Raw genomic sequence first — 10927 nt, 5'->3', positions numbered from 1 at the left:
CGGCCGGGCCGTGGGACCCGTTGCGGTGCGCGGCCGCGGGCGGCTCGGGGGCACGCCACTCGGCCAGGAGGGCGTCGGCGAGCGGCGACCCGCCTGCCGCGTCGGGTGTCCACGACGGGCCGGTCCACGACGGGTCCCGGGGTGCCGTCGGTGCCGGCCCGTCCGCGAGGAGCCCGGATACGCCCAGCGGGTCGGCGGGGTCGATGCCCGCGGGTCGTCGACCTCCGGCGTTCGTCGTGTCGCCCGACGCCCGGTCGGACGACCCTGCGGCGTTCGCCGTGTCCGGCGTACCGGTGGTGTCCGTAGTACCCGGCGTACCGCTCGCCGACGACGCATCCGCCGCGAGGCCGGCCTCGCCGGGACGATGACCGTTCCGGTCCGCGCCCGTGGATCGGCCCACGGTCCGGTCGTCCGGCGACGGGTCGGCGGATCCGGCGCCGTTCATCGTGCCGGGGTCCAGGAGCAGGCTCTCCGACGGCGCCCAGCGCACCGGGAAGCGTCCGGCCGCCGGGAGGCCGTTCGTGGCCCCGGCTCCCGTGGCGCCGTCGTTCCCGGGCCCGGTCGGATGGTCGTCCCCGGCCCCGGCTCCGTCCGAGCGACCGTTCCTGCTCTCCGTGCCGGTGAACCGGTCGTCCCCGGGCCGATCGTCGGTCGGGCGATCGTGGTCGGGCTCGGTGTGGCCGGTTCCGGCGGGTCGGTCGGTCCCGGCACCGACCTCGCCTTCCTCGACGGGCGTCCCGGCGGGCGGGGCGGCTCCGTCCCGCCGGTCCGCGCCGGAGGGCGGGTCCGCGCTGGCGGGGCGGGACGCGGCGAACCCTGGTTCCGGCGTACTGCGACCGGCGCTGTCCCGGTTACCGGCACCGGGCCCGCCCGTGGGAGCACCGGCAACGGTGCCTCCGGTCGCGGGCGGACGTTCGGCGGGTACGGCAGGTGACCCGCCCGTGCGCGGGAACGGGGTGGGTCGCTCGGTGGTGCTGGTGCGGACGGCGGCGAGCGGCAGCAACGCCGCCACCGCGGCGCGGAAGCGCGTCCCGCGGTCGCGGTCGACCTGGTCGGCCTCCGTCGCGGCGCGCATGGTCTCCAGGGCCTCGCGGTACCGGCCCGAGCCCTCGTGCAGCTCGGACTGGGCGGTTCGGCAGGCCGCGACCAGCGCGGGGACACCCGCCTGTTCGGCGCCATCGGCGGCCTCGACCAGGGCGCGGGCCGCGTGGTCCGCACGTCCCGCCTGCACCCGGGCGAGCGTGAGCCGCAGCAGCACACCCTGACGACCGGCGTCCCCGGCCTCGCGCTGCACGGCGGCCGCGGCGACCGCGTCGGGCGGGACGTGCCCGGAGTCGAGCAGCGCAGTGATCCACTGGCTGAGCAGTGCCGCGGCGAGGTGGGTCGACAGCGGGCGGGACCCGGGCCGTTCCGGTGTCCACCCGAGTTGGGCCAGACCGCGCAACGCGCGGTCCACGGCGGCATCGTGTTCGCGCCGGGCCCGATGCACCGACCCGACGACGAGGTCCGCGTACGCCGCGGGTTCGCCACCGAAGCCGGACCCGCAGTCGTCGACGTCGCGGCGCAGCCGCTCGAGCTCGGCGGCGGAGGCGCCGGCGAGTGCGCAGCGCACCTCGACCGCGAGCCGGTCGAGGCGTAGCAGCCCCGGGTCCTCGCCCGGGGCGTCGTCCGGCAGGCCGACGACGAGTGCCCGAGCCGCCTCGAGCTCTCCGTCGGCCTGGGCGACCCCGGCCAGCTCCACCCGCAGGCGGGCACCCTCGGGGCGGGTGAGGACCTCGGTACCGGGCGCGCGGACGGGCACGGGGACCGTGCTGTCACCCGGGGTGGCATGACCGGTCACCCCGGCGACGACGGCAGTGGCGACGTCGCGGGCGTCCCCACCGGCGGCGTGGCCGTCGAGCAGCCAGCCCGCGGCCTGCAGCCAGCGCAGATCGTCACCGTCTGCGACAGCTCGCGCGCACGCCTGCTCGGCCAGTTCCGCGGTGAGCAGGGGCCGCTGCCAGCGCAGGGCCGCCGCCGTGCGCAGTTCGGCCGTCGTCGCGCCGGCGGCCCGACCTTGCAGGTCGAACGTCACATCGCCTCCCGTGAGTGACACCACCGTCCGGACCTCCCGAGGGAGCCGGTCTCCCCGTCGCCGGGGACCGGCCCGACCGGATGGGGAGGTCCGGACCGGGCGGTGATCAGTCGCGGGTGAGCTTACGGTGGGTGACCCGGTGCGGTCGCGCCGCCTCCGCGCCGAGCCGCTCCACCTTGTTCTTCTCGTAGGCCTCGAAGTTGCCCTCGAACCAGAACCACTCGGCCGGGTTCTCGTCCGTGCCCTCCCACGCCAGGATGTGCGTGCAGGTCCGGTCGAGGAACCAGCGGTCGTGGGAGATGACCACGGCGCAGCCGGGGAACTGCTCGAGCGCGTTCTCCAGCGAACCGAGGGTCTCGACGTCCAGGTCGTTCGTCGGCTCGTCGAGCAGGATCAGGTTGCCGCCCTGCTTGAGCGTCAGCGCCAGGTTGAGGCGGTTGCGCTCACCACCGGACAGGACCCCGGCCGGCTTCTGCTGGTCCGGCCCCTTGAAGCCGAACGCCGCGACGTAGGCGCGCGACGGCATCTCGGTGTTGCCGACCTGGATGTAGTCGAGCCCGTCGGAGACCACTTCGAAGACGGTCTTCTTCGGGTCGATCCCGCCGCGGTTCTGGTCGACGTAGGACAGCTTGACCGTGTCGCCGATCTTGACCTCGCCGGAGTCCGGGTGCTCCAGACCGACGATCGTCTTGAACAGCGTCGTCTTACCGACACCGTTCGGACCGATCACGCCGACGATGCCGTTGCGCGGCAGCGTGAAGGAGAGGTCCTTGATCAGCTGGCGGCCGTCGAAGCCCTTGTCGAGGTGGGAGACCTCGACGACCTGGCTGCCCAGGCGCGGGCCCGGCGGGATCTGGATCTCCTCGAAGTCGAGCTTCTTGTGCCGCTCGGCCTCGGTCGCCATCTCCTCGTAGCGGTCGAGCCGCGAGCGGCTCTTCGCCTGGCGGGCCTTGGGGTTGGAACGGACCCAGGCCAGCTCCTCCTTCAGGCGCTTCTGGAGCTTCGCGTCCTTCTTGCCCTGGACGGCGAGGCGCTCGGCCTTCTTCTCCAGGTAGGTGGAGTAGTTGCCCTCGTAGGGGAAGGTGCGTCCGCGGTCGAGCTCGAGGATCCAGCCCGCGACGTTGTCCAGGAAGTACCGGTCGTGGGTGACCGCGAGGACGGCGCCCGGGTAGTTCGCGAGGAACTGCTCGAGCCAGAGGACGCTCTCGGCGTCGAGGTGGTTGGTGGGCTCGTCGAGCAGGAGCAGGTCGGGCTGGGAAAGCAGCAGCTTGCACAGCGCGACACGCCGGCGCTCACCACCGGAGAGGTGGGAGACCTCGGCATCCCCGGGCGGGCAACGCAGTGCGTCCATCGCCTGCTCGAGCTGGGAGTCGATCTCCCACGCGTCGGCGTGGTCGAGCTCCTCCTGGAGCTGGCCCATCTCCTCCATCAGCTCGTCGGTGTAGTTGGTCGCCATCTCCTCGGCGATCGCGTTGTACCGGTCGAGCTTGACCTTCACGTCGCCGAGGCCCTCCTCGACGTTCCCGAGGACGGTCTTCTCCTCGTTGAGCGGGGGCTCCTGCTGGAGGATGCCGACCGTCGCCCCGGGCTTGAGGAAGGCGTCGCCGTTGTTCGCGTTCTCCAGCCCTGCCATGATCTTGAGGACGGTCGACTTCCCGGCGCCGTTGGGGCCCACGACGCCGATCTTCGCCCCCGGCAGGAAGCTGATCGACGCGTTCTCCAGGATGACCTTGTCGCCGTGCGCCTTACGCACGTTCCGCATCGTGTAAATCAGATCCGCCACGATGCGATGGTAGATCGGGCCCGCTCAGCCGCTCGAGGCCGGTGCGGTCGCCAGCCTCGCGAGCTCGTCGAGCTCCGCGGTCTCGCCCTCGTCCGGGGTGTCGCCGTACCCGTCGTGGTCCGGCTCTTCGATGGGCGGGGCGCCCCACCGCGTGGCGGCGTCGTCGGTGTCCCGGGCCTGCGGCACCGACGGTGCCTGTGACACCGACGGACGGGGCGCGACGGCCGCCGGGGAGAAGCGGATGTCGAGCCCGACGCTGGACGGCTCGATCCGGATGCTCTGCCGCACGTCGCCCTCCCGGCCCGTCCACTCCTCGACATACATCCGGCCGATGACGATCACGCGGTGCCCCTTCTCGAACGTCCGCACCGCGTGCTCGGCCAGGGTCCGCCAGCACGTCACCGTGTAGTAGGTGCACGCGACGTCGTGCCACTGCTCGGTCATCGGGTCCTTGCGACGGTGGTTGACCGCGACCGTCAGGTCCGTAACCGGGATGCTGTTCGGGGTGTAGCGCAGGACGGGGGTGCGGGTCAGGTTGCCGACGATGGTGGCGGTGTTGTCGCTCATCGGATCCTCCGAGGCTCTGGGGTGTGTTGTCCCCATGAGCTTCACCCGGCCACGCCCTGTCGACGAGGTCACTTCAGAGCCTGTGGACAACCGTGCCCGTTGGGGATGACCGGCCGTTCCAACCTGGTTCGGCCACGACGACTGTCGGTCCGGTGTGCTTCTCCCACCCCGACCTGTCCATCCCCGTGGCCGGCATCCCGCGGCGGTGGCACCGCGGCCGCACGGATCCCCTGGTCACATCACCTATCCCCTGACGGGCGGAGACACGGGCCCGACGGACCCCGCCGCCTGATCGGAGCGGACACCATCGCTCGCCCGGCACCTTTCCGCTCTCTCGCGGACCGGACGCGGACTCCGGATCGCACAGCATCGGGTGTCCGACGATCTGCGGGAAGCCCCGGCACGGTCCGTCGTAGGCCGCCGGCCGTCGACGTCACGGAAGCCAGGGGCGCCGCCGCGGTGGCGGAACCGTGCGAACGCCACGAGCCGGGCACCGCACCCGACGGACGTGTCCGGCAGCGCCCGACGGGCCCCGCGATGCACACAACGCTCTCCGGGCCACCGTGCGCCATCTCCCACAGCTTCGTCCACCTCGCACGCTCCGCGGGTGAGCGCAGCCGGGACGGACCCCTCCTCGCCGCCGTCTCCGCTCTCGCCTGCGAAGGGACTCCCTGGGTGGAACGGGCCCCGACACCGCGCTCCGACGACCGAGCTTCTTCGTACGACGCACCGGGCGCCCCACGTCGCACACGTTGCTGCGACCTCGCAGCCCCTGCAGAGGGTGCGAGGTCACAGGAAGGCATGCCAGGTGCGCCGACCCACCGGCACGACAGGACCGGATGCGACTCCCACAAGAGAGCTCCACGGCCCCGACCACCAGCCCCGAGGGACCCGCGCCAGGGACCACAAACAGACACACTCATGCCCGGCCGGGCCGGCATCACGCATCGGACCGAAAAAAGTCCGGAAATGAGAAATGCCCCGGACTCGACAGTCCGGGGCACATCCCATGAAGTTGAATGTCGGCGACGACCTACTCTCCCACACCCTGGCGAGTGCAGTACCATCGGCGCTGGAAGGCTTAGCTACCGGGTTCGGAATGGGACCGGGCGTTTCCCTACCGCAATGACCACCGACAACACTATCCAACTATCACCCCACCCCCCAGAAAACCCCGAGAGGCGGGGGTCGAGCACACAAACCGACCCCACGATCCCCGGATCACCGGGAACATGGACGGTTGTGGACTCAGGGTCACACAGTGGATGCGAACAACTCGTTGTGGCAAGCCCTCGGCCTATTAGTACCGGTCAACTCCACCCCTCACAGGGCTTCCATCTCCGGCCTATCAACCCAGTCATCTACTGGGAGCCTTACCCACTCGAAGGTGGTGGGAGACCTCATCTTGGAACAGGCTTCCCGCTTAGATGCCTTCAGCGGTTATCCCTCCCGAACATAGCCAACCAGCCGTGCCCCTGGCGGGACAACTGGCACACCAGAGGTTCGTCCGTCCCGGTCCTCTCGTACTAGGGACAGCCTTCCTCAAGTCTCCAACGCGCGCGGCGGATAGGGACCGAACTGTCTCACGACGTTCTAAACCCAGCTCGCGTACCGCTTTAATGGGCGAACAGCCCAACCCTTGGGACCTACTCCAGCCCCAGGATGCGACGAGCCGACATCGAGGTGCCAAACCATGCCGTCGATATGGACTCTTGGGCAAGATCAGCCTGTTATCCCCGGGGTACCTTTTATCCGTTGAGCGACACCCCTTCCACAAGGTGGTGCCGGATCACTAGTCCCGACTTTCGTCCCTGCTCGACCCGTCAGTCTCACAGTCAAGCTCCCTTGTGCACTTACACTCAACACCTGATTGCCAACCAGGCTGAGGGAACCTTTGGGCGCCTCCGTTACTCTTTGGGAGGCAACCGCCCCAGTTAAACTACCCACCAGGCACTGTCCCTGAACCAGATCATGGCCCGAGGTTAAGACACCCAATTCGACCAGAGTGGTATTTCAACAACGACTCCACCACCACTGGCGTGATAGCTTCACAGTCTCCCACCTATCCTACACAAGCCGAACCAAGCATCAATACCAAGCTATAGTAAAGGTCCCGGGGTCTTTCCGTCCTGCCGCGCGTAACGAGCATCTTTACTCGTAGTGCAATTTCGCCGAGTCTGTGGTCGAGACAGCGCCCAAGTCGTTACGCCATTCGTGCAGGTCGGAACTTACCCGACAAGGAATTTCGCTACCTTAGGATGGTTATAGTTACCACCGCCGTTTACTGGCGCTTAAATTCTCCGCTTCGCCCCGAAGAGCTAACAGGTCCTCTTAACGTTCCAGCACCGGGCAGGCGTCAGTCCGTATACATCGTCTTGCGACTTCGCACGGACCTGTGTTTTTAGTAAACAGTCGCTTGGGCCTGGTCTCTGCGACCGGCCGTCCCTAGCCCGCAAGGAGCCTCAAGACAACCGGCCCTCCTTCTCCCGAAGTTACGGAGGTATTTTGCCGAATTCCTTAACCACAGTTCGCTCGATCGCCTCGGTATTCTCTACCTGACCACCTGTGTCGGTTTGGGGTACGGGCCGCAACAGCACTCGCTAGAGGCTTTTCTCGACAGCATGGGATCACTCTCTTCGCCTCAATCGGCTACGCATCACCTCTCACCCTTCGATGAGCCCCGGATTTACCTAGGACTCGGGCTACAGGCTTACACCACGACAACCACCGCGTGGCGGAGCTACCCTCCTGCGTCACCCCATCACTTGCCTACTACCAGATCGGATCCCACGCTCCCCCACAAACAACACTCCCGAAGGAGCGAAGGTGGGTTCGGATGGTTAGCATCACCAGCCTCGGCATGGACGCACTATCACGAGCACGGGAATATCAACCCGTTGTCCATCGACTACGCCTGACGGCCTCGCCTTAGGTCCCGGCTCACCCTGGGCGGAACAACCTGGCCCAGGAACCCTTGGTCATCCGGCGGCAGAGATTCTCACTCTGCATTCGCTACTCATGCCTGCATTCTCACTCCCACACCCTCCACCCGTAAATCACTCCCGGGCTTCACCAGATGCAGGACGCTCCCCTACCCAACAACACCTAAGTGTCATTGCCACGGCTTCGGCGGTGCGCTTGAGCCCCGCTACATTGTCGGCGCAGGACCACTTGACCAGTGAGCTATTACGCACTCTTTCAAGGGTGGCTGCTTCTAAGCCAACCTCCTGGTTGTCCGGGCGATCCCACATCCTTTCCCACTTAGCGCACGCTTAGGGGCCTTAGCCGGTGATCTGGGCTGTTTCCCTCTCGACCACGAAGCTTATCCCCCGCAGTCTCACTGCCGCGCTCTCACTCACCGGCATTCGGAGTTTGGCTGACTTCGGTAAGCTTGTCGGCCCCCTAGGCCATCCAGTGCTCTACCTCCGGTGAGAAACACACGACGCTGCACCTAAATGCATTTCGGGGAGAACCAGCTATCACGAAGTTTGATTGGCCTTTCACCCCTACCCACAGCTCATCCCCCAGGTTTTCAACCCTGGTGGGTTCGGGCCTCCACGACGTCTTACCGACGCTTCACCCTGGCCATGGGTAGATCACTCCGCTTCGGGTCTACACCCCGCGACTCACACGCCCTATTCGGACTCGCTTTCGCTACGGCTACCCCACACAGGTTAACCTCGCCACGAAGCATAACTCGCAGGCTCATTCTTCAAAAGGCACGCCATCACCCCGAAAGGCTCTGACGGCTTGTAAGCACACGGTTTCAGGTACTATTTCACTCCCCTCCCGGGGTACTTTTCACCTTTCCCTCACGGTACTTGTCCGCTATCGGTCATCAGGTAGTATTTAGGCTTGACGGGTGGTCCCGCCAGATTCACAGCGAATTTCACGGGCTCGCTGCTACTCGAGAACACGCCCACAACAGAACCCAGTGTTTTCGCGTACGGGGCTATCACCCACTACGGCCGACCATCCCAGAGTCGTTCCGCTAACACAGGCACTTGCTGTCCCACCCTCGGCAGAAGATGAACGACACGTCTCACAACCCCGCACCCGCAACGCCTGCCGGCTTGACACGGACACGGTTTAGCCTCTTCCGCTTTCGCTCGCCACTACTCACGGAATCACTATTGTTTTCTCTTCCTGTGGGTACTGAGATGTTTCACTTCCCCACGTTCCCTCCACGCACCCTATGAATTCAGGTACGGGTAACGCCCCATGACGGGCGCTGGGTTTCCCCATTCGGACACCCTCGGATCACAGCTCGGTTGACAGCTCCCCGAGGCCTATCGCGGCCTCCCACGTCCTTCATCGGCTCCTGATGCCCAGGCATCCACCATGTGCTCTTAACAACTTGACCACAACAAGATGCTCGCATCCACTATGCAACACTCAACCCACAACCACACCCGACCAAGAAACAACCACCACCACCCACACAAGGAAGCGTTAGGAAGCCCTCGACCAGAGCGGCCAAAGAAAACAACCCACAGTTCCGAAGAACCCAGGATGTCCTCTCAGGACCCAACAGTGTGCCAAGCCAGACGGTCCGACGTGCTGCGTTCCACCCAACGCACCCGACCCACGAACGGGGCCGCAAATGCGATTCAATGAAGGAACCACAGACACCCAATAAAGAGCGTGTGGTGCCCCATCACATGATGGGACTCCTTAGAAAGGAGGTGATCCAGCCGCACCTTCCGGTACGGCTACCTTGTTACGACTTCGTCCCAATCGCCAGTCCCACCTTCGACAGCTCCCTCCACAAGGGTTGGGCCGCCGGCTTCGGGTGTTACCAACTTTCGTGACGTGACGGGCGGTGTGTACAAGGCCCGGGAACGTATTCACCGCAGCGTTGCTGATCTGCGATTACTAGCGACTCCAACTTCACGGGGTCGAGTTGCAGACCCCGATCCGAACTGAGACTCACTTTAAGGGATTCGCTCCACCTCACGGTCTCGCAGCCCTCTGTATGAGCCATTGTAGCATGTGTGAAGCCCTGGACATAAGGGGCATGATGACTTGACGTCATCCCCACCTTCCTCCGAGTTGACCCCGGCAGTCTCCCATGAGTCCCCACCATTACGTGCTGGCAACATGGAACAAGGGTTGCGCTCGTTGCGGGACTTAACCCAACATCTCACGACACGAGCTGACGACAGCCATGCACCACCTGCACACCAACCACAAGGGAAGCCCTATCTCTAGGGATGTCTGGTGCATGTCAAACCCAGGTAAGGTTCTTCGCGTTGCATCGAATTAATCCACATGCTCCGCCGCTTGTGCGGGCCCCCGTCAATTCCTTTGAGTTTTAGCCTTGCGGCCGTACTCCCCAGGCGGGGCGCTTAATGCGTTAGCTGCGGCACAGAAACCGTGGAATGGTCCCCACACCTAGCGCCCAACGTTTACGGCGTGGACTACCAGGGTATCTAATCCTGTTCGCTCCCCACGCTTTCGCTCCTCAGCGTCAGTATCGGCCCAGAGACCCGCCTTCGCCACCGGTGTTCCTCCTGATATCTGCGCATTTCACCGCTACACCAGGAATTCCAGTCTCCCCTGCCGAACTCAAGTGATGCCCGTATCGACCGCACGCTCAGAGTTAAGCCCCAAGTTTTCACGGCCGACGCGACACACCGCCTACGAGCTCTTTACGCCCAATAATTCCGGACAACGCTCGCACCCTACGTGTTACCGCGGCTGCTGGCACGTAGTTGGCCGGTGCTTCTTCTCCAGGTACCGTCAATTGCTCTTCGTCCCTGGCGAAAGAGGTTTACAACCCGAAGGCCGTCATCCCCCACGCGGCGTCGCTGCGTCAGGCTTCCGCCCATTGCGCAATATTCCCCACTGCTGCCTCCCGTAGGAGTCTGGGCCGTGTCTCAGTCCCAGTGTGGCCGGTCGCCCTCTCAGGCCGGCTACCCGTCACCGCCTTGGTAGGCCATCACCCCACCAACAAGCTGATAGGCCGCGGGCCCATCCCCCACCGAAAAAACTTTCCACCACCAACCATGCGATCAGTGGTCCTATCCGGTATTAGACCCAGTTTCCCGGGCTTATCCCAGAGTGGAGGGCAGGTCACCCACGTGTTACTCACCCGTTCGCCGCTCGTGTACCCCCGAAAGGGCCTTACCGCTCGACTTGCATGTGTTAAGCACGCCGCCAGCGTTCGTCCTGAGCCAGGATCAAACTCTCCAACAAAACCCTGACTTGCAACAAACAACTGGCCACAACACCCGACGGGATCGAATGCTGCAACCAAACAAACAATTTGGCACAAAACGCCAAACCGAATCAAAATAGCTCGACACACTGTTGAGTTCTCAAAAGACACCCGCACCGCACTCACCCAACCCCCTGAAAAGGAAGCGGGATCCTGAAGACGGATCGCCTTGACCCACCAAGACAACCACACCGAGAAACTCGATGAACCACCGGGGGTCGCTGTCCGCGGGGCCTGTTGACCGGGCCTGTCAGGGCCCGTTCTGTCCGGCTCACTCGCTGAC

2 protein-coding genes, 3 rRNA genes and 1 pseudogene are annotated in these 10927 nt (G+C 65.3%); all 6 read right to left on the bottom strand.

Going from position 1 to position 10927, the window contains the following annotated elements; translation table 11 throughout:
* Positions 1 to 2074, bottom strand: a pseudogene (locus GTW08_RS01640) (hypothetical protein); the annotation flags it as partial.
* A gap of 106 nt (positions 2075 to 2180) precedes the next feature.
* Positions 2181 to 3857 (bottom strand): energy-dependent translational throttle protein EttA, encoded by a 1677-nt coding sequence (ettA, locus tag GTW08_RS01635; RefSeq protein WP_161151294.1) that lies wholly within the window; start codon positions 3855 to 3857, stop codon positions 2181 to 2183.
* Between the two features lie 24 nt (positions 3858 to 3881).
* Positions 3882 to 4424, bottom strand: a complete 543-nt coding sequence (locus tag GTW08_RS01630; protein WP_161151293.1) for a single-stranded DNA-binding protein — start codon at positions 4422 to 4424, stop codon at positions 3882 to 3884.
* A 1020-nt stretch (positions 4425 to 5444) separates the two neighbouring features.
* A 5S ribosomal RNA gene (gene rrf, locus GTW08_RS01625) occupies positions 5445 to 5561 on the bottom strand.
* A gap of 143 nt (positions 5562 to 5704) precedes the next feature.
* Positions 5705 to 8787 (bottom strand): 23S ribosomal RNA (locus GTW08_RS01620).
* Positions 8788 to 9102: 315 nt separating this feature from the next.
* Positions 9103 to 10622, bottom strand: a 16S ribosomal RNA gene (locus GTW08_RS01615).
* Together the 16S, 23S and 5S rRNA genes form the textbook arrangement of a ribosomal RNA operon.
* Between the last annotated feature and the right edge of the window lie 305 nt (positions 10623 to 10927).

This window comes from Pseudonocardia sp. SID8383 (assembly GCF_009864975.1).
Lineage (GTDB): Bacteria > Actinomycetota > Actinomycetes > Mycobacteriales > Pseudonocardiaceae > Pseudonocardia > Pseudonocardia alni.
This window is presented reverse-complemented; position numbering and strand designations above follow the sequence as displayed.